Below are 25862 nucleotides of genomic sequence, written 5' to 3' on the forward strand. Positions count from 1 at the left end.
GGAAATATTGAAGATAAATTCTGCCAGCACCACACTGCATAAACTCAAAGGAGAATGCCATGAAAATTAATGGAACGGTTATTTTTCTTGTCTTTGGTTTTTTAATTGTAACGACTGCATTGGCAGCTCAATCCAGCGATTCTCAAGTCATGGCAAAAAAAGAAGAGACCCCCTTGACCTTGATAACAAAAACACCTGAAGAAGGATTTCAACTTGCTGTGAAACTTTCCAGGAAAGGAGTAACCACAACACAAAAAGATAAAAATGTTCTATTTATGCTTAGAGAGGTCTATTCACGAGATACTGATGCCTTGATTGCATGTTCGCAGGTAATAGCCATCAATTTTCAGACGGTTGCGGCAGCAAACAACTACTGGCGAAACACTAAATAGTGTCCATCTGGAAACTTCGGATTCAAACTAAATAAAGATATCTCAAATTCAACCACTTATCTTTTGTTTTATCAGCGAAGAGGTGCGAAATGTCCGAATCGCAAGATGTTTTCGAGCAGAGTTTGTTGTCTGAAACCATAGGCAGCATCGTCGCTGATGATTATCGTGCCGCCAACATTTTTGACAGGTACAGGATCGATTTCTGTTGCGGTGGCAATGTGCCCCTGGCGGAAGCCTGCCGGAACCAGGGGATTGATCCGGATTTAATCATTAAGGAAATTGCCGCACTGGGGAAATCTATGGCCGACCGTGGTAAAAACCATGGTCAATGGCCCCTTCCCCTGCTCATCGACTATATTGTGAATATCCATCATGTCTACATCAATGAGCATGGTCCGCAGCTTCTCGTCCACACACAAAAAATTGTTGAAGTCCACGGTGAGCGTCATCCGGAATTAAAGCAGATCGCCACTATTTTCAAAGGATTAATGGACGACCTGAAGAAGCACCTGCGCGATGAGGAAGAACGTTTTTTCCCGGCTTTCAAAAACCTTTACGGAGCACAAAAGGACGAGATCGCCTCCTTAAAGCTGAATGATGTTCGCACCGGTCTTGCGAGATTGCGCAGCGAACATGAAACCGCCGGCGGTGCAATCCATGCCATTCGCCGTCTTTCGGGCGATTTTCTACTGCCGGGCGACGCTTGCAATACCTACGCCGTCGCCTATCAGGGGCTGGAAGCCTTCGAGAAGGACCTCCACCAGCATGTGCATCTGGAAAACAATATAGTTTTTCCGAAAGTGGATCAGCTTCTTAAGGACAGCGGTTGAAAAACGGCCGCCAGAAAATGTTTTTGATTGCGCATAACGAAAAATCCGCGTCCAGATGACGATAACCGTGACTTAAGGGAGGCATCATCATGCAAAAGAGAAGGATCAAAGATCGGATTTTCTGGCTGGGGGCCGTGGATTGGGACCGGCGCCTGTTCGATTCTCTCATCCCCCTCCCGGACGGCACCAGTTATAACGCCTACCTCATTGAAGGAAGTGAGAAAACCGCCCTGCTGGACACGGTCGATCCGCCCATGGCCGACGAACTCATGGCGCAGCTTGAAGGGGTTGCCAGAATCGACTACATCATCTCCCACCACGCGGAGCAGGATCATTCCGGAACGATCCCCCGGGTTCTCGAAAAGTATCCCGAGGCCAGGCTCGTCTCGACGCCAAAGGCCAAAGAGCTGCTTAGCGATCTTCTGCAGATATCCGATGCCTCCTTCAAGACGGTCGAAGACGGTGAGACCCTGTCCCTCGGCGACAAGACGCTGAAGTTTATGCATACCCCCTGGGTCCACTGGCCGGAGACGATGGTCACTTATCTGGAAGAGGACAGGATCCTGTTCAGTTGCGATTTCCTGGGGTCCCACATCGCCACGAACGAGCTTTTTGTGACGGATGAATGCCGTGTCTACGAGGCTGCCAAGCGGTATTTCGCCGAGATCATGATGCCTTTCAGGAGCATGATCCAGAAAAACCTGGAAAAACTCGCCCCTCTCGACATCGAGATGATCGCTCCCAGCCATGGTCAGATCTACTCGCGCCCGGCATTCATTATGGATGCCTACCATGATTGGGTATCGGGGGCTCCCAAAAATATGGTGGTTCTGCCTTATGTATCCATGCACGAGAGCACCAGGCGGATGGTAGAACATCTTACCGCGGCACTTTCGGAGCAAGGCGTCAAGGTCGAACTGTTCAACCTGGCGATTGCGGACATCGGAAAGCTGGCCATGACGCTGGTGGATGCAGGCACCATTGTGGTCGGAACCCCGACCGTTCTGGCCGGACCGCATCCTTATGCAGCGTATGCCACGTTTTTGGCCAACGCCCTGAAACCCAGGGCAAAGCTTCTGTCCATCATCGGATCCTACAGCTGGGGAGGGAAGACCGTGGAGGTTCTTGCGGGGATGATCCCCAATCTCAAGGTCGAAGTGCTGGATCCTGTCCTCTGCAAGGGGCTTCCGACACCTGCCACTTTCAAGGCGCTGGATGAAATGGCCGTCACGATTGCCCGGAAACATAAAGACCTCGGCTTTGCCTGACGGCAAAAGGGGGGGAGCTTTCGCCGGATGGCATGGTTGCCGCTCCAGGTCTGGCGGATATGGTTCCGCACAACATCCGCCCGTCCCGGGGGGAGACAGGCCAGGGTTTTTCCCGAAAGGGGTCGCCTCCTTTTGGCCCATGATTTGTTCTGAAGAAGCAAAAAGGCTCCTCGAAGAAAGGAGCCTTTTTGCTCGAAACTGGAAATAAGGGAGATGCCATCCGGAAATTCCGGATGAAAGCAGGATTATCTGGCGAGTTCCGGCTCCATTCTGGCCCAGTTCTCATTGGCCTTGCGGAGGTTTTCGGCCTTGTTCTCCTCGAACATCTGTTTGATCTCATTGGTGTATTGGAGCACCAGACGACCGTCGACAATTTCCCAGGTGTCGATTTCCACGGGGAACAGAACGCCGATGGAAACGCCGAAAGCGCAGTAGCCACCGAAGGCGGGCATATATTTTTCCGGCTGTTTTTCGAACGCCGTCCTGTTTTCTTCCGAGGAGAAGGCGAATTTGTAGCCGCTGCTCTCGGCCAGGATCGCGGGATTGCCTTTCACGGCTTTGCCGGCCGTATGAAAGGCTACCGGATCGTAACCCTGAAGCGCGATTTTGCCATGGGGGTCAGCGTTGAGAATTCGGGACATAGCACAATCCTTTCCTTGCGAAATAGAACGTCCGGGAACATTTCCTCCCGCCACGTCAGTGGATGAGGCGTGGGTGGGGAGCCGACTTTGCCAGCATTGTGGCAGAATGCGTTATGTTGTTCAATAAATTTCGGGTCGCGTAAAATAGGGTCGTGGCCCCATTTTATTCGGCGGGTCGTTGTCGGGGACTGGCCAGCGACGGCAAACCGGTTAAAATTAAAGCCAGCAGGTGATTCATGAAAAGTATGCCCCGTGTTTTCCTTTTGTCGAGGTCGCGATGAATATCCTGATGGTCACCAATACCTTTACCCCCCATGTCGGCGGTGTGGCTCGTAGCGTGCAGAGTTATTGCGACGCTTTCCGTCAGCAGGGACACCGGGTTCTCGTCATCGCGCCGCAATTTGCAGGCGCCCCGGCAGAGGAAACGGATGTGTTGCGATTCCCCGCAGTCGAACATTTTCATGGCAGCGATTTTTCGGTTCCCCTGCCGGCACCGGTCGGCCTGCAACGTACCCTCGACGCCTTCGCTCCCGACATCGTTCATTCGCATCATCCGTTCCTGCTGGGCGATACGGCCCTGCGCACAGCTGCCCAGCGGCACTTGCCGATTCTGTTTACCCACCACACCATGTATGAACGCTACACCCATTATCTGCCCCTCGACTCCGAGCGGGTGCGCCGCTTTGTCATGGAACTGGCGGTCGGCTATTGCAATCTGTGCGACGCCGTGGTGGCGCCAAGCACCACCCTGGCCGACTGCCTGCGCCATCGAGGAGTGCAGCGTCCTGTCGAGGTTATTCCAACCGGCATCGACCCCGAACCCTTTGCCGCCGCCGATGGCATGGCATTTCGCCGTGCCGTGGGGATCCCGGAGGATGCCTTTGTCGTCGGGTATGTGGGGCGGCTGTCCGCGGAAAAGAACCTCGGTTTTCTGGCGCAGGCGGTTGCCCGTTTTTTGCGGAAGCACCATCGGGCCAGGTTTCTTATAGCCGGTGAAGGGGCTTGCAAGCAGCAGATCGAAGGGATGTTCTCCGAGCAAGGCCTGCGCGATCGGCTGCACATGCTCGGTGTGCTGGATCGTTTGCAGCTGACTGCTGCCTACCGGGCTTTGGATGTTTTCGTATTCGCCTCCCAGAGCGAGACGCAGGGCATGGTTCTGGCGGAAGCGATGGCGGCCGCCACGCCGGTGGTTGCCGTGGCCGCATCCGGCGTGCGGGATATCGTGCGGGATGGTTTCAATGGACGGTTGCTGCCCAGGGAGAATCTCGGGGATTTTGTCGGGGCATTACAGGGGGTGCTGGAGCTTTCCGCGGTGGAGCGGCTAGAACTGCAGCAGGGGGCACTTGAGACCTCCCGGGAATTCAGCATGGCCCGCAGCGCCGACCGCATGCTGGCTCTTTACCAACGCCTGCTGCAACATCACGGCAAGGCTTCGCCGGAGCAAAGTCGCTGGGGCGCCGCCTGTCATCGCCTGGAAGAGGAATGGAAGATCCTGTCGAATATTACCCGTGCCCTGGGCGAGGCTCTGAGCGCGGAGGCCGAATTGCAGGTAAGAGAAACCAGCGAATGATGCCATCTGCTACCTGGCGGGCTCGCCTGCTGGGCGCCGCCGGTGCTGTGTTGCTGCGCCTCTGGTGTTGTACCTGGCGGCGCCGCGCCATCGGCGTGGAGCATCTCGATGGCTGCATCGTCGGCAGGCGGCGCACGCTGGTGCTGTTCTGGCACGGCAGTTATGTTCCGCTGTTCGCCCTGTTGCGGGGCAAAAATGCCTGCATTCTGACCAATCGTTCGCTGCGTGGTCAGGTGATAGCGCAGATAAGCCGCAGGTTCGGTTTCGCCACCGTGGAGTTGCCTGATGAGCATGGCCGGCGTTTCCTGGCGGCATTGCGCAACGCCCTGGAAGAACATGCCGTATGGGGAACGGCCGCCGATGGTCCGCTGGGGCCCCTGTATCAGATCAAGCCGGCATTGCTGAGTCTGGCGGCGCACTTCGGCTTTTCTATTCAGCTGGTCGGAGTGGCCGCCCGCCCGGCATGGTGCCTTAACCATCGCTGGGACCGCATGCTGTTGCCGCCGCCCTATGCCCGGATCGGCCTGGTGATCAGTGAACCGATGTGTCTGCCGGCGACGCTCGACAAGGACGGCGCGGCACGTCAGGCCGCTTTGCTGGATGAGGCCATGCAAAGGTACGCACGACAGGCCATGGACCTGATCGGATGAGGTATGAACCCGGCAGCATCTGCCTGGAGGAGTCAAGATGGAAACCCAGCCGAAAACCGTCAGCGAGTATCTGATCCGCCGGTTGGCCGATTACGGCGTTGAGCACATCTTCGGCGTACCGGGTGATTACGTTCTGCAGTTTTTCCAGCAACTTGAAAACAGCCCATTGCGGGTGATCAATACCTGTGACGAGCAGGGGGCCGGCTTTGCCGCCGATGCCTATGCCCGCCTGCGTGGTCTCGGTGTGGTCTGCGTTACTTATTGCGTTGGCGGGCTCAAGATCGCCAACAGTACCGCCCAGGCATTTGCCGAGAAGTCACCATTGGTGGTGATCAGCGGCGCGCCAGGGCTCAGTGAACGCTGGCGCAACCCCTTGCTGCACCACAAGGTGCGCGATTTCGATACGCAACTGCAGATTTTCCGGCAACTCACCGTGGCCGCAACCGATCTTACCGAGGTGGAGAACGGCTGTTGCGAGATCGATCGGGTGCTGGCCGCCGCAGTGCGCTACAAGCGGCCGGTCTACATCGAGTTGCCACGCGACCTCACCACGGCGACTTGCAGTTGCCCGCGAGACCCGATGCCGCCACCAGAAGCAAGTGACCCGCAGGCATTGCGCGAAGCTCTTGACGAAGCCGTCAGGCGCATAACCCGGGCTTGCCGTCCGGTTCTGATTGCCGGCATCGAGATTCAGCGTTTTGGCCTGCAGCAGTCTTTTTTAGAGTTTGTCCATAAGACAGGCATCCCCTTTGCCACCACTCCCCTGAGCAAATCGACTTTGTCCGAAGACCATCCTCTGTTTCTCGGGGTCTATGCAGGGGCCGTTGGCAAGGAAGAGACCCGCCAGGCGGTGGAAAACAGCGACTGCCTGATCATGCTCGGCGCCTTCATGACCGATGTAAACCTGGGCATCTTCACTGCCAGGCTCGATCAGGCCCTGACAATTTCCTCTGCCAGTGACGGCAGTTGCATGGCGTTTCATCGCTATCCGGATGTTTTTCTGACAGATTTTCTACAGGGACTGTGCGATGCCGACATTGTTGCGCTGAGCGGGAGAGTGCCGGTCGATCGGCCGAAACTGGAGCCTTCGCCGGCATTCGAAGCGCGGGATGAGCCCATCACCATCCGTCGTCTGTTCGCCTGCCTGGAAACCGTTATCGACGGCCGCATGGTGTTGCTGGCCGATCCCGGTGAGGCGATGTTCGCGGCCATCGACCTGACCATTCGCCATCCGGCCGTTTTTCTCGCTCCGGCCTACTACACCTCCATGGGATTCGCCGTGCCGGGTGCCATCGGTGCACAGTTGGCCCGACCCGATCTGCGACCGCTGGTGCTGGTTGGCGACGGCGCTTTCCAGATGACTGGCATGGAGATCTCCACCGCCGCCCGCTTCGGCCTGTCGCCTATCGTGGTGGTGCTGAACAATAGCGGCTACGGCACCGAGCGGCCGATGACCGATGGCGGATTCAACGACATCCCCGCCTGGCGTTACAGCCGGCTTCCAGAAGCGATCGGATCCGGGCGGGGTTTTGAGGTTTTCACCGAAACCCAATTTGCAGAGGCTCTCAAAGCGGCTCTGGACAACAGTCTGGTGCCTACTGTCATTGATGTGCATCTCGATGCAAACGATCACTCGCCGGCGTTAAAACGCCTGACCGATGCCTTGGGTGCGAAGGTCAGGGCTTCGGCGAAGCTTTCAGAATAGCCTTATTGCGGCGTGTCGCGGGTGAAGCGCAACAAAGGGGCAACCGGCGCTGCCGGGTTGCCCCTTTGTTCAGCATGATGTGCCGGGTATGACGGGCGGGGGTTACAGGCCCTTTTTTTCGAACCAGCGGAACAGGGCCAGCGCGCCGAGCGCCAGCACCACGATAATGACCCAGGGATGGATGCCGGTTACATCGGCAAGGGTGATCTTACCCAGGTCGCCCCAGCTCAGGACGGTTTTTTTCATGGCAGGGTAGGCTTCGGCGTAAAGTCCGGCGCCGGCCAGCATGCCGAGAATGCCCCACAGGGCATCCCAGCGGCCTTCGCCCAGGGCCCCCAGCGAGGTGCCGGGACAATAGCCGACCATCCCCCAGCCGATGCCGAAGATCAGGCCGCCAATGATGTTGGCGCCCAGCACGGCGCCCTTGATGTTGAAGGCTACCAGGCCGAAATCGTTAAGCAGGTGAATGCCGACCATGCCGACGATGACGGTGGACAGCATGAACTTGACGATGGTCATATCCTGCAGCCGCAGGGCGCCAAGCTGCTTGTCGTAGCGCAGCACCCGCCCTTTTTGCAGCAGGAAGCCAAACAGAATACCGGTTATCAGGCCGATGATAAGGGTTTTCATGACTTGCCACCTCCTTTGAAGATCTGTCTGGCCGTAAACAGCCCGCCAATGAAAAAACAGACCAGAGAGATGTAGCCACTCACTGCCAGTTGCATGGTGCCGCTCAGGCCATGTCCGCTTGGACAGCCGCCGGCCATGCGGGCCCCGAACATCAGGATCGCGCCGCCGATAAAGGCGACAGCGGCACGCTTGCCGCCGCTTCTGGCGCCGAAGTGCGCGGCCCACATGTCCGGTACCGCCTGCAGACGGAAGGAGCCGGAGCTGAGCGCCGCAATCAGGGCGCCGACGAAAATGCCGACAACGAACATCCACTGCCAGTCGACGACAGGTGCTGTCTTGATGAAATACGCCGTGTTCTCAACCCGTTCAGGCATAAACAGCTTCTCGATCATGCCGGCGGCGCGCACGAAGGTTGTCGAGGCACCAAAGTACTTTCCCGCCACCCATACCGAAAGAACACTGACGACACCGGTCAGCGCCCCCGCGACGTAAGGGTTCCAACTGCCCTGATCCATCTGTTTCATTCGCTTTTCCTCCTTGTGGTGGGGTGAAGGTCATCGTGCTTGTTTACCGGAAGCCGCGCTTGCGGAGAAGTGCTCTTTTTTATCTTTCAGCAGCGCGTGCCAGCCGCCCACGATGTCGGGGTGGGGCGGGGCTTCCCCGGTGTGGCCGGCCAGTTGCGCCACCATCGCCGGAGGCACCAGCTCTCCCCGGCAGACAAAGGCGGCCCGCGCCAGGGATACGGCGTGCAGGGTGCCGGGTGTTTCAAACCGTTGCTCCATATAGAGATATTTGTCATCCCAGGTGATGATGCGGGTCGCGATGTCAAATCTGGACAATGGAGCGACAGGCCGGATAAAGGTGATTTCCGTGGCATTGAGCACCGGCAGCCAACGTCGTTTCAGCAGCGGTCCGATCATCTTCATGCGCGCCAGATGTTCGATCCGGGCGATGTCGAGCAGGCTGAAATAGCGGCCGTTGGTCAGGTGCAGGTTGATATCGCAGTCCGTCGGCAAGGCGCGGAAGGGCCGGCGGAAGGTTTCCGTAAGGGCCGTTTTGCGGCGAAGAAACCATACCCGCAGGATCATCCAGATCAGGCGAAAATAGAGGTTCATAAATTATTTTCCGTTGGTTGTGTATCCCGGATCGGTTGAACGATGTAGGTAAAGCATAACCAGCCCAGGGGCTTCAGGCAAGTTCATTATATGCTTGCAATGGCCTGTGAAAGCCTGATTTTTTTACTTCAGTTGCTTATCGGGTTTACTCTATCATGGAATCGTCATCGTTTCAGACAGGCCATCCCCCCTGGCGGGGAGCGCGTCGGTCGGGTATTTTAACAAGACATGGAGTTGACCATGGTCCGGTCCAGAAATCCGCAAGGCCCCGCAGAAAAAGGTTGTCAACCTTCACTTGACGGCACTGCCAGCTGCCCGGGCGGGCAGGGATTGTTCGATGAAATCATTCGTCTGGCACCGGATCCGGTTTTCTTCAAATACGCCGATGGCACCTATCAGCGATGCAATGCCGCCTTCGAGCGCTTGCTTGGTCTGGAATATAAACAGATCGTCGGCAAAACCGACAGGGATTTATTTTTACCCCCCATCGCTCATGTCAACCGCCACAACGACACCCTCCTGCTTCGGGAAAAGATCCCCTGTCATCAGTACGAAACCAGCATCGTCAGTTATGAAGGCCGCCGCCGCGAGGTCATCATTCAGATTGCACCGTTGCGACTGGAGGACAACACGGCCGGAATTCTCGGCATCATCAGGGATGTGACCGAGCGCCGGCGGGCCGAAACGGCGCTGCGTGAACGCCAGGACCTGTTGCACCGCATCACCGACAACATGCTCGATCTGGTCAGCGAAGCCGATGAACACGGGTTTTTTCGGTATCTTTCGCCGTCTCACGGCCCGGTTTTGGGGGTTGTCCCGGAAAAACTGGTCGGCACCTGGCTGTACGATCTGATGCATCCCGACGATCTGGAGCGCATGCGGATCACCTTTCAGGTGACTTTGCCGGCGCTGAAAAGCGTGCGTGCGGAGTTTCGCTACCGGCATGCCGATGGCCACTACATCTGGCTGGAAACCATCGCCAAATGCACCACCGACAAGCTGAACCGCATCAACGGTGCGGTGTTCGCCAGCCGCGACGTCACCGATCGCATTCACACGGAGCAAGCCCTGCGCCACAACGAAGAGCAACTGCGGCGCATTACCGACAACATGCCGGCCCTGGTGAGCACCGCCGATACGGACGGGATTTTCACCTACCTCAGCCCTTCCCATCGAGGAATGCTCGGCTTCGATTATGAAGGTTTGGTCGGTACCTGCTTGTGGGACTGGATGCATCCCGACGACATGGAACGCATGCGGGAGGCTTTCCAGGTCACTCTGCCCGAAAAGAAAAGGGTGCATGAAGAGTTCCGCTACCGCCATGTGGACGGGCATTACATCTGGCTGGAAACGGTAGCCAAGTGCACCATGGCGGGGTTGCGGGTAACCGGCTCGATTTTCGCCAGTCGCGATATTACCGAGCAGCGCCGGGCGGAGATCGCCCTGCGGGAAGTAAACCAGACCCTGCAGGCGACCATCCAGGCGTCGCCGCTGGCAATTTTCGTGCTGGACCGGCAAGGCTGCATTGAGCTCTGGAACCCCGCCGCCCAGCAGATGTTCGGCTGGACCGAAAAGGAGGTGCTGGGCCAGCGTTACCGTCTGGTCCCCGAAGGGCAGGAATCCGAGTTTCTGGAAAACCTGGCCCGCATGAACCGGGGCGAGAAATTTCACGGTCAGGAAACCCGCCGCCGCCGCAAGGACGGCACCCTGCTGGATATCAGCTTTTCCACCGCGCCCCTGTACGATCAAAAAGGCAGAATCATCGGGACCGTCGGCATCCTTGCCGACATAACCGAGCGCAAGCGTACCGAAGTCGCCCTGCGGGAAAGCGAGGAGCTTTTCCGGCAGATTTTCGAACAGAATGAAGATGCGGCGTTCCTGCTCGATCCGCACAGCCTGTCGATTCTCGATGCCAATGCGGCGGCGGTGAGGCTTTATGGTTATGGAAAGGAGCATTTACGCTCCGGTGGCCTCGCACTGCTCATGAAGCCGGCAGTGCTGGCCTCATTTTCCCAAAAGCTCGCCGGCAAGCAGGATGTCTGCCGCGATGATGCCCCCTGGAGCCAGATTTCCCCCCTGGGCACCGTGGACCGTCGCGGCAATACGGTAATGGCCGCGTTTCGCGGCCGGCTGCTGCGCTCCAGGGGGCAGGTCTATCTTTACGGCACCTTTCGCGATATCACCGAAAAACTGCGCATCCGCAAGGAGCGCAGTGAGATGCAGGCCAAACTGATCCAGGCCAACAAGATGACCGCCATTGGCACCCTGGCCTCGGGGATCGCCCACGAAATCAACAATCCCAACAATTATTTGCTGGCAAATGCCCAGTTTCTGGAGGAGGCCTGGCCCGATATCCGCCGCAGCCTGCAGGAGCATGCCGAGCATCGTCCCGATCTTACCATCGGTGGTTTGCCCGTCGGGGAGGCTCTCAGGGATATTCCCCAATTGCTGGGGAGTCTCATTGAAGGTTCCCGGCGCATTCAGAATATTGTCAGCAGCCTCAAGGATTTTTCCCGCCAGGACGATGAGGCGATGCGGCGCCCCTTCGACATAAACCGGGTCATAAACGCCGCGCTGGTGATTCTGGCCAACAAGATCAAGCAGAGTACCGATCATTTCAGCTGTGACCTGAAAGAGGGGCTGCCGCGGATCATGGGGCATTACCAGAAGATCGAGCAGGTTGTCATCAACCTGCTCATCAATGCCCTGCAGGCCCTTCCGGATCGTCAGTCCGGCGTTTTCCTCTCGACGTCCCTGCAACAGGCACCCCGCGCCGTGGTGATCAGGATCCGCGATCAGGGTATCGGCATCCCCGAGGAAATCCGTGGCCGCATCCTCGATCCGTTTTTCACCACCAGGCACAAATCCGGCGGAACCGGGCTGGGTCTGTCGATCTGCTACGCCATCATCAACGATCACAAGGGTACCATCGATTTTGAATCGACGGTTGGAGTCGGGACCACGGTTACGGTGACGCTACCGGTCCTTTGAAACTGCCCGGCAAGAGAGAGACGTTCGAAGCGCTTTGGCAGAAAAATACAGGTTGGGCTCAGCCGTAAGTGACGTCCGGGATGGCGGCCATGACTGCAAGATTTATTGCTATTGCAGAGCCTTTCCATGGCCCTGGTCCATCCTGATACGACCGCCTTTCTCAACCGCTCTTCTCTCGTATGCCTCCGCCACCGCGTTGCATCCCCATGGGGCGTGAACATCCTGCTTTAAACCACATAATTATATTAAATTACGGATAGTTGCACCATCGCACAGGACTGGCATCGGGCTTGCTGATTGTACATCTTCACCTTCCGGAAAATCCGGATGGAAAAGCTGCCTGCCAGGTATTCATGTCAACCCGGTTGCCAAGGATAAAGCCATGTCGACACATGCCAACTATCGGATTCTCGCCATCAATCCGGGATCCACATCGACCAAGGTCGCCCTGTTTGAAAACGACACCCTGCTGTTGCAGGAAACCCTGCGCTACGACACGGATGCCCTGGCGCCCTTCGCCCATGTGCCGGACCAGTATTCCTTCCGGCGCGATTCGGTGCTGCATTGGCTTGAAAAGCACGGCGTCGCTGTGAACGGGCTGGATGCCGTCGTCGGCCGGGGCGGCCTTTTCGGTCCCCTCGAAAGCGGTACCTACGCCGTCAATCAATCCATGCTGGAGGAAATGCGGGCCATCGGTCCCCGTGAGCACGCCTCCAACCTGGGCGTGCTGATTGCCAGGGAGATCGCCGGTCTCGCCGGCGCGCCGGCCTTTACCGTCGACCCGGTGACGGTGGACGAAATGGACGACATCGCCCGGTATTCCGGCCTGGCCGGTATCGAGCGGCACAGCATTGGCCATGCCCTGAATATCAAGGCGGTGGCCCGTCGCGCCGCCGCCGACCATTTTGCGGATTACGCAGAACTCAATCTGATCATCGCGCATCTCGGCGGGGGCGTCTCCGTCACCGCCCATCGGCATGGCCGCATGGTCGATGTCAGCGGCGCTCTCGATGCCGGGCCCTTTTCGCCGGAGCGCAGCGGCACCCTGCCGCTGCTCGATGTGGTCGAGCTTTGCTTCGGCGGTACCTGTACGAAGGCGGAAATCAAGAAAAAGCTCATCGGGCAAGGGGGCCTGGTTTCCTATCTGGGGACCAATTCGGCCATCGAGGTAGGCCGCCGCATCGCCGCCGGAGATAGCCAAGCCCTGGCAGTGGCCCGGGCCATGGCTTATCAGATCGCCAAGGAAATCGGCGCCATGGCTACCGTGCTGAACGGCGATGTCGATGCCATCGTCCTGACCGGCGGGGTGGCGCACTGGAGTGAACTGGTCGAATGGATCCGCGAAAGGGTCGGGTGGATCGCCACCGTCTGGGCCTATCCGGGCGAGGACGAAATGCTCGCTCTTGCACAGGGCGCCCTGCGCGTGTTGCGGAACGAGGAATTTGCGCGGGTTTATGCTCCGCGCTGAGGGGATTGCAAGCGCTGTTTCGTGCAATATTTTTTGCACATGAATATTTCGTTGCAGCCCCTTGAGGGAGCATGGATGGCTTGCTGGTGGTTGTAAGGCTTTAAAAAATAGAGGGTTTTTGAGAATTATCAGACTGGCACGGTCGCTGCTTTACCCAAGGCATGACCTGGTGGCAGGCGACTGGCCAAACCGGATGTTATCGGGGGATGACAATGGATGTTATATCGCAGATCAAGCAAAACGCGCGGCGCCAACCGCAGACCATCGTGTTGCCGGAAAGTTACGATGACCGTATGCTGCTGGCTGCCGGCCGTATTGCCGGGGAAGGGCTGGCCCGCATCGTGCTGCTCGGCGACCCCGAGTCTCTTCTGAACCGGGCCGAGACGGTCGGTGCGGATCTGAGCCGGGTAACGCTGCTGGCACCGGCTGCCAGCGCCCTGCTGCAGGATTATGCTGAAGAACTGGCGGATCTGCGCAAGCACAAGGGGCTTACCGTCGGCGAAGCCTGCAAACAGTTGCTGGCCCTGGATCAACTGCACTTCGCGGCCATGATGGTACGCAAAGGAGATGCCGACGGCGCGGTGGCCGGAGCCTTTAACAGTACCGGCGATGTACTGCGCGCGGCTTTGCAGGTGGTCGGCACCGCCCCCGGCATCCGTACCGTTTCTTCGGTGATGCTGATGGTGACTCCCCGGCCGGAGCTCGGTGAAAACGGCACCCTGCTATTCGCCGATTGCGTGGTCAATCCCCGTCCCGATGCGCAGGCACTGGCCGAAATCGCCGTAACCACCGCGCGCAGCTGCCGCAGCCTGCTGGGGGTGGAGGCGCGGGCGGCCATGCTGTCCTTTTCCACCATGGGCAGCGCCGACCATGAGGAGGTGCGCCGCGTGCGGCAGGCGGTCCAGATCGCCCGAAGTCTGGCGCCGGAACTGCTGATCGACGGCGAAATGCAGCTGGATGCCGCCATCGTCCCCCAGGTCGCCAGCCAGAAAGCGCCGGGATCGCCGGTTGCCGGCCGGGCCAATACCCTCATTTTCCCCGATCTGAATGCCGGCAATATCGGTTACAAGCTGACCGAGCGCATTGCCGGGGCCCAGGCGGCGGGGCTGATGGTACAGGGTCTGGCGCGGCCGTTCAACGACATGTCCCGCGGCTGCACGGTGGAGGACATTGTCAGTACGGTGGCGATGACCGCCGTGCAGAGCCTGGGGTAAGCGGCCTTCCGGTCCGGCGCTAACGCAGGTCTGGCAATATTTTCGCCCGGCGGGTAGAATGTCCTGGTCGCCGGGCGCAGCCCCGGTGCAACCCATGCGGCGGGCTAAGTTTCAGGCCCGTCGCCATCCACCGCAAGGAGGCTGGATACCATGGTGCCTGGCTGTGACACTCTCCCGGTTCTGCTGGTCGACGACGAGCCCAACATCCTTTTCAGTTCCCGTACCATTCTGCGCAGCGCCGGGATTCGCGAGGTCGAGACCTGCGATGACAGCCGTCTGGTCATGCCCCTGCTGGCCAAACGCAATTTCGGTGTCATCGTACTTGACCTGTTCATGCCCCATGTTTCCGGCCAGGAATTGCTGATCGATATCTGCCGCAAATATCCCCACATTCCGGTGCTGATCATGACCGCCAGCGACGAACTGGAGCTGGCGGTGCAGTGCATGAAGAGCGGCGCCCACGATTATCTGGTCAAACCGGTCGATAAAACCCGCTTCGTGACCAGCGTGCAGCGCATCCTGGAATTGTGCAACCTGCGCAACGAAGTGCATCTGCTCAAGGAACAGCTGCTTTCGGATCAGCTCGAACACCCCGAAGTGTTCGCCCCGATCATTACCTGCAGCAAGAAGATGACCGCCATCTTCCGCTACATGGAGGTCATCGCCTGCTCCCGCCAGCCGATTCTCATAACCGGCGAAACCGGTGTTGGCAAGGAACTGTTCGCTACCGCCATCCATCAGCTCAGCAGACTTGCCGGCAAGCTTGTATGCGTCAATGTCGCCGGATTGGATGACAACCTGTTTTCCGATACCCTGTTCGGCCACGAGCGCGGCGCGTTTACCGGCGCCGACCGGCCGCGGGCAGGACTGATATCCCAGGCTGCCGGTGGCACCCTGTTTCTCGACGAAATCGGTGATCTCGGGGAAGCCTCTCAGGTCAAACTGCTGCGCCTGTTGCAGGAGGGGGAGTACTACCCCATCGGTTCCGATGTGCCGCGCAAGAGCGACGCCCGCGTGGTGGTGGCTACCAACAAGAATCTGCAGCAGATGATGAGCAAAGAGCAGTTCCGCAGCGACCTGTATTACCGGCTCTGCGCCCATCATGTGCATATCCCGCCGCTGCGCGAGCGGCTCGAGGACATCCCCGTTCTGCTCGATTATTTCGTCACCAGGGCGGCCAGGGAATTTCACAAGAAGCCGCCGGTTTCCAATCCGGAACTGTCGCGTTTGCTCGGCAGCTATGCCTTCCCGGGCAATGTGCGGGAGCTGCAGGCCATGGTTTATGATGCCGTGGCCCGGCATCAGTCCGGCGTGCTGTCCATGGACAGCTTCAAAAGCGTGATCTGCCGCGAAAAAACCGTGCAATTACCCTCTCCGGATCGGGATCGGCCCGCCGCCGAACGGTTGCGCACTCTGTTCGGGCGGTTTCCCACCCTGAGGGAGATGGACAGGCTGCTGATTATGGCCGCCATGGATCTGGCCAGAGGCAATCAAGGGGTCGCCTCGACCCTGTTGGGGATCTCGCGGCAGGCTCTCAACCAGCGCCTCAAACGTCAGGAGCCGCCTGACGGGCGTTGAATTTCGTCGTGAGTCCGTGCCGTGGCATCGCTGCGGCATAAAGCTGAGAAGGCGTTTTATCCGAGGATTATAGTTCCTCAATTTATCTTTCTGTTCTGTCAATCTTTCTTGCATCCCCTTGCGCATCCCTTTGCTGGCCGCTGACAAATCTGCTTTATTCTGGTTTTCATCTGGCAATTCCCTAAAAACATCGTTCTAAATTTGCAGGATTCGTTGCACCCCAAAAGGTTGCGCAAGGCCTGCGAATTTTATTCAACATATTGAAAGTAAAACATAATTTCCGTTTACGATACTTGGTATGTTCTCTGCTCTGGTGTGTTGCGGATTCACCGTTGGCTTTGTGGAGGAGGATGCAGCCGCGGTTCGTTGTTATGTGCATGCCGGCACCGTCCGCATGCTCTCTTTAACCCGTTACACAACAGAAGGAGAAATGCATCATGGGAGCAATGGCAGAAAAGGTTTACGGATTCTATATGCCTACGGTCAGTCTCCTGGGGCTGGGAGCGGTCAAGCAGGTTGGTCAGCAGGCCAAGGTGCTGGGCGGCACCAAGGCCCTGATCGTCACCGACGCCGGTTTGGCCAGGATCGGGGTCGCCGACCAGATCAAGGGCTACCTGGAGGAAGCCGGCCTGAGCGTAACCGTCTTCGACGGAGCCGAGCCGAATCCCACCGATCTCAACGTGCGCGACTGCCTCAAGGTGTGGCAGGACAACGGCTGTGACCTGCTCGTCACCCTGGGCGGCGGCAGCTCCCACGACTGCGGCAAGGGCATGGCCATCATGGCCACCAGCGGCGGCGACATCCGCGATTGGGCCGGCATCGATACCCTGCAGGCCGACCTGCCGCCCTACATCGCCATCAACACCACCGCCGGCACCGGCAGCGAGATGACCCGCTTCGCGGTGGTCACCAACACCGACACCAAGGTCAAAATGGTGTTCTGCGATGCCCGTCTGACCGCCGACGTGGCCGTCAACGATCCGGGCCTGATGGTCGGTCTGCCATCATCGCTGACCGCCGCCACCGGCATGGACGCCCTGACCCACGCCGTGGAAGCCTATGTCACCACCTTGCTGTCCAACCCGGTCACCGACTGCCTGGCCATGCAGGCCATCAGACTGATCGGCAAGTGGCTGCGCAAGGCCGTGGCCAATGGCACCGACCTGGAAGCGCGCGACGCCATGGCCTACGCCGAATACCTGGCCGGCATGGCTTTCAACAGCGCCGGTCTGGGCATCGTACATTCCATGGCTCATCAGCCGGGCAGTCTGCTGGGCAAGCCGCACGGGGTGTGCAACGCCATCTGCCTGCCGGTGGTATGTGAATTCAACCTTATCGCCAACGCCGAAAAATACGCCAAAGTTGCCGAACTTCTGGGCGAAAACATCGAGGGTCTCACCACCATGGAAGCGGCCGAACAGGCCGTCGCCGCTATCCGTCGCCTGTCCAGGGACATCGGCATTCCCAAAGGTCTGGCCGCCATCGGCGTGACCGAAAAGGATATTCCCGTCATGGCCGAAAACGCCATGAAAGACGTCTGCACCCTGTTCAATCCCCGCACTGTGAAGGTTGCAGACATTATCGAGTTGTACAAAAAGGCGATGTAAATATTCCCGTTGCGATTTCAGGAAAGAGAGGAAGATATGAGGGCTCTTGCAGAACAGACGTTCGTTTTCAATATTCCCACGGTCAGCCTGCTGGGCGTAGGCGCCGCCAAACAGGCCGGCGCCGAAGCGAAAAAGGCCGGCGGCAAAAAGGCCCTGCTGGTCACCGACAAGGGGCTGGTCAAGCTCGGCATGGCGGGCGACATCCAGGCCAACCTGGAAGAAGCCGGTCTGCAGGTGGTCGTGTTCGATGGTGCCGAACCCAACCCGACCGACAAAAATGTGGAAGCCGGCCTCAAAGTCTACCGGGACAACGGCTGCGATCTGATCGTATCCCTGGGCGGCGGCAGCTCCCATGACTGCGCCAAGGCCATCGGCGTGGTGGCCACCAACGGTGGCTCGATCCGCGATTACGAGGGCGTCGGCAAGATCGCCAAACCGACCCCGCCCAAGATCGCCATCAACACCACGGCCGGCACCGGCAGCGAGATGACCTTTTTCTGCGTCATCACCAATACCGACAACCACGTCAAGATGGCCATTGGCGGCGCCCAGATCACTCCCACGGTCGCCATCAACGACCCCCTGCTCATGGTCGGTCTGCCCCCGGCATTGACCGCCGCCACCGGCATGGACGCCCTGACCCACGCCGTGGAGGCCTATGTTTCGATCATGGCCACTCCGGCCACCGACGCCTGCGGTCTGCAGGCCATCGAACTGATCGCCAAGTGGCTGCGCAAGGCCGTGGCCAACGGCCAGGACCTCGAAGCCCGCGAAGGCATGGCCTTTGCCGAATACCTGGCCGGCATGGCCTTCAACAACGCCTTCATCGGCCACGTGCATGCCATGGCGCATCAGCTTGGCGGCTTTTACAATCTGCCACACGGGGTATGCAATGCCGTGCTGCTGCCGGTGGTCGAACAGTACAATCTCATCGCCTGTCCCGAGCGGTTCCGGGACATCGCCGTCGCCATGGGCGAGAACGTGACCGGCCTGTCCGTCATGGATGCCGGCCAAAAGGCCATCGCGGCCATGCGGCGGCTGTCGGCGGATGTCGGCATTCCCGCCGGCCTGGGTGAGCTGGGTGTCAAGGAAGACGATATCCCGATTCTGGCGCAAAACGCTTCGAAGGATGTCTGCTGTCTGACCAATCCGCGCTTGATCAGCATCGATGAAATCATGGCCCTGTACCGGGCGGCCATGTAATCACCCGTGCTTCGGGGGCGACAGGGGTCGCCCCCGGAATTTCATTTTCATCCAGGAGGCAGGGACATGAAAAGACTGTTGATCATCAGCGTTCTGCTGAGCGCTTTTTTGGTGCCGGATCTGGCCCGATCGGCCGATCCCCGTGACTACATCCCGCTGCCGGCCGGCAGTATGCTGTTCTGCACCTACCTGCAGCACATCACCGGCCACCGCCTCAAGAACGATGACCAGGTCGTTTCCACCGATTTCAATCTCAGCCAGAATATCGTCATCTTCCGTCCGGTGTACTACACCAATCTCGGGCCGTTCGTGGTCGATCCGCAGGCCCTTATCATCGCCGGCGAAGCCAGTCTCGATGGCGATCTGGTCAACGATACATCCAGTTCCGGCATCGCCGACCCGGTATTTCTCATGACCACCTGGTTCGTCAACAACCCGGAAAAACAGCTGTGGCTCGGCTATACGCCCTACTTCACCATTCCTATCGGCGAATACAGCAAGAAACGGGCGCTGAACCTTGGCGCCAACCGCTGGGCGCTCAAGAATGAAATCGGCCTGGTCAAGGGCTTCGGGCCGCTTTACATCGACCTGATCGGCAATGTCACGATTTTCGGCGACAACGACGACTGCTGGAATGGGGAGGAAACGGTTACCAAAAAGCAGGACCCGCTCTACGGCGCCGAAGTGCACGTGAGCTATGATGTCACCAAGCGCTGGTGGCTCGGCCTGAGCTATTTCTACGCCAACGGCGGCGAAACCGAAATCGACGGCATCGACCAGCAGGACGATCAGGACAATCATGCCCTGATGTTCACCTCCGCCTTCAATATCGGCGACAATTACCAGCTGCTGCTGCAGTATCGGGACGACTTCGGGGTCAAGAGCGGCGTCGAGACCAAGTCGATTCAGGCTCGCTTTGCCTTTTTCTACTGAGATTCAGGCTGTTCTGTCATTCTCGATTTTTCTGCGAGATTTTCCCCTCCTGGGCAGAGGGGATTTTTTTTGCGCCGGGGCCAAGGTCTTGCCCTCGCTTAAGAAATCTGGCAGACTCCGACACGGAATCCACCCGTTTCCCCGGAGTTTGTCAATGACCCAACCAGGCAGATCTCCCTTCCAGCTCGGGCAGACCGTCCGCTTCATGCATCAGGGCCGCGAACTTTCCGGCACCGTGGCGCGTGCCGATCGGCGGCAGGTGTATGTCCTCGGCGACGACCGCCGCGTTTACCGGCTTGACCACGAACAGCTGGTGCCGCCTACCCGGGCACCCGTGGTGCAGCCTCCTCCTGTTGAGCTTCCGGTCCCCGCGGTTTCCCCCCTGCAGTTTCAGGTCGGCGACCGGGTGTGTTTCCGGTTCCGCGAGAAAACCGTCGCCGGCTGTATTGCGCGGCTCAATCCCAAACGGGCGCTGGTGGTGTGCGACAACCGCGACGAATACCGCGTTTGCTATGCGCTGCTGGCGCGCGAGGCAACGGAAGGAGCGGCGCAACCAACCCCTTCGGACGATGTCTCGCGGCTGGAGGCTGTCGAACAGCAGGCTGGAGAGATGCTCCAGCGCCACGGCCTGAAGAACTGGCGTTTTGTTTTTGACGACGCCACGCGTCGCGCCGGTAGCTGCCGGTACGGCAGCAGGACCATCACCCTGTCGCGGCATCTGGCGCGCAATGCCCCCGAGGCTGAAATTCTCGATACCCTGCTGCACGAAATCGCCCACGCCCTGGTCGGGCCCGGGCACAACCACGATGCCGTATGGCGTGCCATGGCCAAACGGCTTGGCGGCAGCGGGGAGCGTTGCCATGGTCTGCGCTTCGCGCCGCCACGTTACATCGTAAGCTGCTGCAACGGCTGCTGGGTCGCCACCGCCGAACGCCGCCGGCGTCATGTAGTGTGCAAGCGCTGCAAGGGAGAGGTGGTGTTCGAGACCTTTACGCAAGAGCGCTGGCAGCAATGTTGTCCCGACCGCTAGACCGACTGAGTCCGTTGCCATCCATTCCCTTTGCATGAGTACGGTTGCGCTCCAAGCCCTGCCTTCGCATGTCGCTTCATGGTAACGCCCCATTCTCCAAAAAAGGCGCGGTCCTGCAAAAATTTCCCGGAACCCGGTAAACCTTGCGCCTGACAAACCGTCTCAATTGCCAAAACCATCGACCGGGGTTTCATTCATCCCCGGCGGCATGAATCGTGCTCTTCCGGTAGAGGTTCATTTTTATCCTGCATTGCAAAGGAGATCCGAAAATGAGACACATGCTTTTTCTGTTGCTGGCCGTTGCCCTGATGGGAACGTCCGTCGCCCAGGCCTCCGACGTGGACTTCGGCCTCGATGTGCACATCGGCAGCCACGGCGCCCGTCCCGTCGTCGTGCACGAGCCCCCCGTGTTCCTGGCGCCCGCCGAACTTGGCTTTCATGTTGCCGTAGGGGTGCCTTATGACATGTTCTATGTCGGCGGCAGCTACTATGTCTGCAAGGATCGCCGCTGGTATCGGGGCGCGAGCTACAATGGCCCCTGGCAGGGTGTCGGTCCCCGGCATCTGCCGCCCGGGCTGGCCAAAAAACGTTATCGGGACATCATCCGTGCAAGGGATGCGGAATATGCCCATTACAGAAGGGACAGACATCATTACAAGGGCAGGGCTCATTATCCGCAGGACGATGGGCGTGGCCATGGCAAGGGCAATGGGAAGGGGCATAAACATAAAGGTTGATAAGGAAACGGGGAAGGGCGGCAGTGCTCTTCCCCGTTGGTTTTGGTGCTGAAGGATATGGATTTCTTTCCTTGTTTCCCTTTGTGACGCGGCCGGAGTGCAGCGCCGGGCGGGGGCGCCACCCCGCGGTATTGAAGTTAAAGGTTTAGAACTGAAAGCTGAAAGCTGAGAGCTGAAAGCTGCGAGCTGAAAGCTGCGAGCTGCCAGCTTAGGTCAAAATCTTTTACTTCAACTTCGCCGGTCCCGGCCGGCAGCCGGCATACTTTCTTTACTCGTCTAAAGAAAGTATGGAAAGAAAGGACGTAGGGTCGGCTATCGCCATTATGATAGGCTCCGGCTCCAAGGGCGCTGCCTTGTGTCAGCGGCGCTGCCCGTTTGGTGGGGTTGCGCTGCGTAGGGCTTTTGCGTATCGGTAGTGCGTCGCCAGTTTTCAGTTGGGCTGTTGCGGAAACCGGCGCTGCGAGATTGGTTTACGGCAAACCCGGTTTGCCGTCTTTTCCCCCTTGTGACGCCGTTGCAGGCGGGCCAGGAGCCGGGGGGGGAGGTGAGTAAAGCGCCGGCCGGGGAAAATTACCAACATCAAAAAAGGAGCGGACTGTTGGAGTCCGCTCCTTGCAATTTCCTTTTTATTTCAAAAACGCTGTTGCGCCGAATTCAGAACGATCCCTGCATCCCCGCGGCAATCTGCCAGCCACTGAAATCATCCCGCAACTCGACGTCGCCGTTGACGAACATGGACAGATGGTCGGTGAAATTGTTGGCCACGCCCAGGCCGATGATGGCGGCATCCCGTTCCGGTTCGATGCCGTCTACCGTGAAGGTATCCACGCCGGCGAAGTTGGCGCTGACCTGGCGGTTGATTTCACCGAATTCATGAGCCCATTCCACGCGCACTTCGGTGGTAATGTACTGTTTTTCGTAGCTGAAGGCGCTGCTCAGGCGCAAACCCAGGCGCGAAGCGATGGAGTGGGCATCGGTGCCCCGGACGTGCAGATTGAAGGTATCGGCGCCCTTTTCGTCAAAGCTTTCGCCGTCGTAGTAGGCGTACTGCAAGGAGGCCATGGGCTGCAGTTCGAAGGCGCCGAGGCGCAGCCAGTGGTAGGCGCCGCCGAGCCACGCGGAAATTTCATCCCCATCATGGCTGGAGGTGGCTTTGCGGGTGCCGTCGGCGAGCTGGATGGCGCGTTCGGTGCCATAGCGGTTGCGCGTCCAGGAGGCGCCGCCATCGACATCGAAACGGCCGAGCTTCCAGCCGCTGTAGAGGCCGCCGCAATAGCTGTCCAGATCCGTATCGGCGTTGACCGTGTCGTAACGCACATCACCGTTGCCATAGCCGAAGAAGGCTCCTGCCAGGCCGTTGGAGCCGATGCGGCGGTCAAAACCGAGCACGAAACCGTAGGCGTTGTGCCGGTAGCCGAAACGGCCACCGCTGCCGTCCTGGTCCGCTCTGAGCAGGAACGGCTGTGCCCACAGTCCGTTGCTGTCTTCGCCAGCGATGTAATCCACATCACTCATCACGCTGTTGGCAGCGGCATAATGGCGCGGCATGCCGGCCAGGGTGCGGGCGCTGTCGCCAAGACGTTCGGTGCGGCTTCGGGCGATGCCGGCAAAGCGCCGGGTCAACTGCAGGCTGACATCGCGCAGCGCGGCGTAAGGCTCGGGCGAAAGGGCGTCCAGACCGCGTTGAAACGCGCCATCGCCGAGATCGGCCAGGGCCTGCAGGTCATCGAGCGTCTGCCCTTCGGCACCCTCGGTCAGCCCTGTAAGGCTGGCGAGAATCGCCGCCTGGTTGGCGGTGGCGGGTGCAAACGGAAACTCGACCCCCAGCATGGCGTACACCAGGATGTTATCCAGGTACCAGAACCACTCCCAGGTGCCGCCGGTGACATAGCGCCAGCGCAGTTGTACCGTCTGCCCCAGATAGTCGTTCAGAAAAAATTCTTGAAGAAGCCCGCCGGCAGGGTCGTCGCTGTTTTTGGTTGCCAGATTGGTCCAGGTGGCGCCGCTGTCGGTGCTGATATCAAGAAATGCTCTATCTGATAGAGCAAAAGTCTGAAAATTCCCGGCAAACCTCAGGATGACCTCGCGCGCGGCGCCAAGGTCGATGGCGGGCGAAACAAGCGCCGCATCCCAGTAATAGCCGTAATGAACGTCGGAATCGGCCCCAACCACGCCACCGGAGCTGATGTCGCTCGACAGGCGGAATGTTGAAACTGAGCTGTACCAGCTCCAGGTCATGCCGCTGCCCTGCAGATCCTGGGTGGTCCAGCCCCGGTCGACGAAGGGACTGTCGTCAAAACTCTCCGAAAAAATGGTCGTGTAGTTTCCGACGGCCGCCGCCGGAGCGGCCCACAGCAGGCAGGCCGATAAGACCAGCCCCCACTTTTTCAAAACGATGGTTTTCATGTCTGTACCTCCTCACAATAAAAACTGCCTTAATCTTGGGAAAAACCAAGAAAGCTCATTAGATATATGGTCAGAAATTTAGCATAACATCATCAAAAAAACACGGTTATTTTAAGCTAATAGCCATCCGAAAACCCCGGATGGATACTAGCGTGAAATAAACACGCCGGGCAGATCCATTCCCACGTTGTTGAAAACCCGCATTTCATTTACACTTTCTGTCATACAAAGGTCCGCACAGCATTGCGTCGGTGCGGTTTGAGACCAACAAGGCTATGCCGGGAGAAAATCCTTATGGCGGAGGACAAAGTCGGCCGTAACGATCCCTGCCCCTGCGGCAGTGGACTGAAGTACAAGAAATGCTGCCTGGGCCAGCGCCGGGATGCCCCCTCTGGTCAGACCCCGGCGGACATGTTTGCTGAAATCCGTCAGGCGTTGCAAGGGCGCGATTTCGAATCGCTCGAAGAGGCCAACGCCTTCCTCAAGACCCATATGCAGCAGCGCAACCAGCAGTCTGTGGCCGATTTTGCCGGCCTGTCGGCGCAGCAGATGCATCAGCTGCTCTACGACCCTTTTGATTCGCCGGGCCTGGTGCGTTTTTCCGAAATCCTGTCCGCGGAGCCCGTGGCACCGATCCTGACCCTGTTCCGGTTGCTGGCGGAGGCCGTCGGCGAGCAGGGGCTGAAGCCCACCGCCAAAGGCAACCTGCCGCGTCATTTCTGCCGGGAGGCGGCCCTCGCTTACTTCGGCGAAGAGGCCTGCCGCGAGCGGACGCGGTATGGCAATATCAACAAGGAAGAGGATTTCTTCGACCTGCACGTCACCCGTCTGGTGGCCGAGGCGGCGGGACTGCTGCGCAAATACAAAGGCCGTTTCATCCTCAGCCGCAACTGCCGCAACCTCCTTTCCCACAACGGATACGCCGCCATCCATCCGCTCCTGCTGCGGGCTTACACGCAAAAGTTCAACTGGGCCTACCGGGACCGCTACCCGGAGATTCCCTTTTTGCAGCAGGCCTTCCTTTTCACCCTGTTTCTGCTGCACCGCCACGGCGATCAATGGCGCGATGCGGCTTTTTACGAAGACCACTTTCTGCAGGCATTCCCCATGCTGCTTGACGAGATGGCGCCCGCATCGGCATACGATCCGGAGCAGGAGCTGCGCACCTGCTACACTCTGCGCACTCTCGAATGTTTCGCCCAATTTCTGGGTCTTGCCGAATTGGAATCGATCCCTCGGGAAAAATCGCTTCTGCATGATTACCGGGTGAGAAAAACGGTTCTTCTTGACGAGGCGGTACGGTTTCAGGGGGTTTAGGCGCCGACGGGCCACTGACAATGAATACGAGACAGGGGCCATCCGGAAGCTCCGGATAAAAACGAGATGGACAAATCGGCATTGGTCTCAGAAAGGGCCACTCTCGATGGTAAAAATTCAGTCACTTGAGCCGGTACGCTGCGCCGCGTTGATCCGGCAGGCCCGCTGTGTGGTTGCTCTTACCGGTGCCGGCATCTCCACGGCAGCGGGCATCCCGGATTTCCGGGGACCGCAGGGGCTGTATGTAACCCGGCGGTACGATCCCGAGAAGGTCTTCGAGATCGGCTGGTTTCGGCGCAGCCCGCAGTATTTTTACGAATTCTCGCGGGATTTCGTCGACACCGTGAAGGATATCCGGCCGACCTTTACCCACCGCTGGCTGGCTGAACGGGAACAGACGGGTTGCCTGGCCGGGGTGATCACCCAGAATATCGACATCCTCCACCAACAGGCCGGCAGCCGCAAGGTTATCGAACTGCACGGCTCCTACCGCAGTGCCACCTGCACTGCTTGTGGCACACAGTATGCGGACCTCAGCTACGCCTGGTGGCAGCAGGCCATGGCCGCCAGTCCCACA

Annotated in this window: 22 protein-coding genes; 17 read left to right on the forward strand and 5 right to left on the reverse strand. The window is 58.8% G+C overall.

The genetic code is table 11. The features are described from left to right. Positions 1 to 149: 149 nt before the first annotated feature. The 3 genes from AB7E65_RS04680 to AB7E65_RS04690 all read left to right on the forward strand — a co-directional run bounded on the left by AB7E65_RS04680 (position 150) and on the right by AB7E65_RS04690 (position 2490). On the forward strand, positions 150 to 392 hold the full coding sequence (locus tag AB7E65_RS04680) for a hexameric tyrosine-coordinated heme protein (RefSeq protein WP_428745374.1): 243 nt from the start codon (positions 150 to 152) through the stop codon (positions 390 to 392). Between the two features lie 89 nt (positions 393 to 481). Further along, positions 482 to 1222, forward strand: a complete 741-nt coding sequence (gene ric / locus AB7E65_RS04685; RefSeq protein ID WP_428745364.1) for an iron-sulfur cluster repair di-iron protein — start codon at positions 482 to 484, stop codon at positions 1220 to 1222. An 89-nt stretch (positions 1223 to 1311) separates the two neighbouring features. Then, on the forward strand, positions 1312 to 2490 hold the full coding sequence (locus tag AB7E65_RS04690) for an FprA family A-type flavoprotein (protein ID WP_428745365.1): 1179 nt from the start codon (positions 1312 to 1314) through the stop codon (positions 2488 to 2490). 245 nt (positions 2491 to 2735) lie between these two features. Here the strand turns inward: AB7E65_RS04690 and AB7E65_RS04695 are convergent, their stop codons facing one another. Next, the gene (locus AB7E65_RS04695; RefSeq protein WP_320361730.1) at positions 2736 to 3131 is read right to left on the reverse strand and encodes a YHS domain-containing (seleno)protein; all 396 of its coding nucleotides are present in this window, start codon (positions 3129 to 3131) and stop codon (positions 2736 to 2738) included. 277 nt (positions 3132 to 3408) lie between these two features. Here AB7E65_RS04695 and AB7E65_RS04700 point away from each other — a divergent pair, with 277 nt between their 5' ends. From AB7E65_RS04700 to AB7E65_RS04710, 3 genes are read left to right on the forward strand one after another with little or no spacing between them, the layout of a single operon-like run. Continuing rightward, positions 3409 to 4701, forward strand: a complete 1293-nt coding sequence (locus AB7E65_RS04700; protein WP_428745366.1) for a glycosyltransferase — start codon at positions 3409 to 3411, stop codon at positions 4699 to 4701. Beyond that, complete coding sequence (locus tag AB7E65_RS04705) at positions 4698 to 5351, forward strand: lysophospholipid acyltransferase family protein (protein WP_320361726.1); 654 nt, start codon at positions 4698 to 4700, stop codon at positions 5349 to 5351. Before AB7E65_RS04700 ends, AB7E65_RS04705 begins: the two co-directional genes overlap by 4 nt. 37 nt (positions 5352 to 5388) lie before the next feature. Next, positions 5389 to 7056, forward strand: a complete 1668-nt coding sequence (locus AB7E65_RS04710) for an alpha-keto acid decarboxylase family protein (RefSeq protein WP_428745367.1) — start codon at positions 5389 to 5391, stop codon at positions 7054 to 7056. Positions 7057 to 7158: 102 nt separating this feature from the next. Here the strand turns inward: AB7E65_RS04710 and AB7E65_RS04715 are convergent, their stop codons facing one another. The 3 genes from AB7E65_RS04715 to AB7E65_RS04725 are packed head-to-tail and all read right to left on the reverse strand — an operon-like array spanning position 7159 to position 8801. Next, a complete protein-coding gene (locus AB7E65_RS04715; protein ID WP_072286366.1) occupies positions 7159 to 7686 on the reverse strand; it encodes a DUF6691 family protein in 528 nt (175 codons plus the stop codon). Then, positions 7683 to 8210, reverse strand: a complete 528-nt coding sequence (locus tag AB7E65_RS04720) for a YeeE/YedE thiosulfate transporter family protein (RefSeq protein ID WP_428745368.1) — start codon at positions 8208 to 8210, stop codon at positions 7683 to 7685. The genes AB7E65_RS04715 and AB7E65_RS04720 overlap by 4 nt, the downstream gene beginning before the upstream one ends. Positions 8211 to 8240: 30 nt before the next feature. Continuing rightward, positions 8241 to 8801, reverse strand: coding sequence for a thioesterase family protein (locus AB7E65_RS04725; protein WP_320361720.1), 561 nt, complete (start codon positions 8799 to 8801; stop codon positions 8241 to 8243). 240 nt (positions 8802 to 9041) lie between these two features. On the opposite strand from AB7E65_RS04725, the gene AB7E65_RS04730 reads away from it, so the two are divergent. The 9 genes from AB7E65_RS04730 (at position 9042) to AB7E65_RS04770 (ending at position 21562) form a co-directional block, all read left to right on the forward strand. After that, complete coding sequence (locus tag AB7E65_RS04730) at positions 9042 to 11792, forward strand: PAS domain S-box protein (RefSeq protein WP_428745369.1); 2751 nt, start codon at positions 9042 to 9044, stop codon at positions 11790 to 11792. A 382-nt stretch (positions 11793 to 12174) separates the two neighbouring features. Continuing rightward, a complete protein-coding gene (buk, locus tag AB7E65_RS04735; RefSeq protein ID WP_072286363.1) occupies positions 12175 to 13260 on the forward strand; it encodes a butyrate kinase in 1086 nt (361 codons plus the stop codon). 212 nt (positions 13261 to 13472) lie between these two features. Then, positions 13473 to 14474, forward strand: coding sequence for a phosphate acetyltransferase (gene pta, locus AB7E65_RS04740; protein ID WP_072286362.1), 1002 nt, complete (start codon positions 13473 to 13475; stop codon positions 14472 to 14474). A gap of 150 nt (positions 14475 to 14624) precedes the next feature. Then, entirely contained in the window at positions 14625 to 16052 is a 1428-nt protein-coding gene (locus AB7E65_RS04745; RefSeq protein ID WP_072286361.1) for a sigma-54-dependent transcriptional regulator, read from the forward strand. 437 nt (positions 16053 to 16489) lie between these two features. After that, positions 16490 to 17659 (forward strand): iron-containing alcohol dehydrogenase, encoded by a 1170-nt coding sequence (locus tag AB7E65_RS04750; RefSeq protein WP_072286360.1) that lies wholly within the window; start codon positions 16490 to 16492, stop codon positions 17657 to 17659. Positions 17660 to 17695: 36 nt separating this feature from the next. Beyond that, complete coding sequence (locus AB7E65_RS04755) at positions 17696 to 18862, forward strand: iron-containing alcohol dehydrogenase (RefSeq protein ID WP_072286359.1); 1167 nt, start codon at positions 17696 to 17698, stop codon at positions 18860 to 18862. Between the two features lie 66 nt (positions 18863 to 18928). Then, positions 18929 to 19795 carry a transporter gene (locus tag AB7E65_RS04760; protein WP_072286358.1) on the forward strand — a complete coding sequence of 289 codons (867 nt, stop codon included), beginning with the start codon at positions 18929 to 18931 and terminating at the stop codon, positions 19793 to 19795. Between the two features lie 154 nt (positions 19796 to 19949). Continuing rightward, entirely contained in the window at positions 19950 to 20825 is an 876-nt protein-coding gene (locus AB7E65_RS04765) for a SprT-like domain-containing protein (protein ID WP_428745370.1), read from the forward strand. A gap of 269 nt (positions 20826 to 21094) precedes the next feature. Then, complete coding sequence (locus AB7E65_RS04770; RefSeq protein WP_072286357.1) at positions 21095 to 21562, forward strand: hypothetical protein; 468 nt, start codon at positions 21095 to 21097, stop codon at positions 21560 to 21562. Between the two features lie 654 nt (positions 21563 to 22216). On the opposite strand, the gene AB7E65_RS04775 is transcribed toward AB7E65_RS04770, so the two are convergent. Then, entirely contained in the window at positions 22217 to 23968 is a 1752-nt protein-coding gene (locus AB7E65_RS04775; RefSeq protein WP_428745371.1) for an autotransporter domain-containing protein, read from the reverse strand. A 294-nt stretch (positions 23969 to 24262) separates the two neighbouring features. On the opposite strand from AB7E65_RS04775, the gene AB7E65_RS04780 reads away from it, so the two are divergent. Then, positions 24263 to 25285 carry a YecA family protein gene (locus AB7E65_RS04780; RefSeq protein WP_428745372.1) on the forward strand — a complete coding sequence of 341 codons (1023 nt, stop codon included), beginning with the start codon at positions 24263 to 24265 and terminating at the stop codon, positions 25283 to 25285. Positions 25286 to 25391: 106 nt separating this feature from the next. Continuing rightward, positions 25392 to 25862 (forward strand): SIR2 family NAD-dependent protein deacylase (locus AB7E65_RS04785; RefSeq protein WP_428745373.1); only part of this gene is annotated, 471 nt, incomplete at its 3' end.

This window comes from Syntrophotalea sp., assembly GCF_050253115.1.
Classification (GTDB): Bacteria; Desulfobacterota; Desulfuromonadia; order Desulfuromonadales; family Syntrophotaleaceae; genus Syntrophotalea; species Syntrophotalea acetylenica.